The organism is Streptomyces sp. PT12 (assembly GCF_003311645.1).
GTDB lineage: Bacteria > Actinomycetota > Actinomycetes > Streptomycetales > Streptomycetaceae > Streptomyces.
The window spans coordinates 1-1002 of the sequence record NZ_QEST01000288.1; the positions used below are offsets into that span (position 1 = coordinate 1).

The window sequence follows — 1002 nt, forward strand, 5'->3', positions numbered from 1 at the left end:
CATGCGGAGGTGGTGCGTGTGGTGGGGTTGTTGGGGGTGGAGCGTTCGGGGCCTTTGGCTGTGGTGGTGCGGCCTGGGGATGTGGTGGGTGCTGCGGTGGCGGGTTTGGTGCGTTCGGCGCAGTCGGAGGAGCCGGGGCGTTTTGTGGTGGTGGAGGGGTCGCCGGAGGAGGTGTCGGCGGAGCTTGTGGCGGGTGTGTTGGCTGCGGGGGAGGGTCATGTCGCGGTGCGGGAGGGGGAGGTGTTTGTTCCCCGGTTGGTTCGTGTTCCGGTTGGTGGGGGGCCGGTCGAGCCGTTCCGTGCTGATGACTGCATTGTGGTCACGGGTGCGAGTGGTGCGTTGGGTGGTTTGGTTGCCCGGCGTCTCTTCTTTGTTCATGGTGTTCGGCGTTTGGTGCTTGCCAGTCGGCGTGGTGGGGCCGATCCGGTGGCTGTGCGGTTGCGTGGTGAGCTGGTTGAGGCGGGGGCGGATGTGTCGTTGGTGGTGTGTGATGTCGCGGATCGTGCGGCGCTGGCGGATGTTCTGGCGCGTTTTCGGGGGTTGACGGGTGTTATTCATGCGGCGGGTGTGCTGGATGATGGTGTGGTGGCGTCGTTGACGCCGGAGCGGGTCAGTGCTGTGTTGCGTCCGAAGGTGGATGGTGCCTGGAATCTGCATGAGCTGACGGCTGATCTGGATCTGCGTCATTTTGTTCTTTTCTCTTCTGCGGCGGGGGTGTTCGGTAACGCGGGTCAGGGTAATTACGCCGCCGGGAATGCGTTTCTTGACGCGCTTGCTGTTTATCGTCGTGAACGTGGTCTGCCTGCTCGGTCGTTGGCGTGGGGGCAGTGGGCTTCGGGTATGTCGGGTCGGAACACGGGTGAGGCGCTGTCCGAGGATGAGGGGTTGCGGCTGTTCGATACCGCCCATGGCATCGACAAGGCCGTCCTCGTGCCGATGCGGCTTGACCTGGCCGCGCTGCGCGGGACCGAGGTCGCCCCGGTGCTACGCGGACTCGTGCGC

The 1002-nt window shown here is 65.1% G+C and carries 1 protein-coding gene; it reads left to right on the forward strand.

Features of this window, described 5'->3' with window-relative positions; genetic code table 11:
• Positions 1-18: 18 nt before the first annotated feature.
• The coding region (locus DEH69_RS30780; RefSeq protein ID WP_258535087.1) for a beta-ketoacyl reductase at positions 19-1002 on the forward strand (984 nt) is incomplete at its 3' end.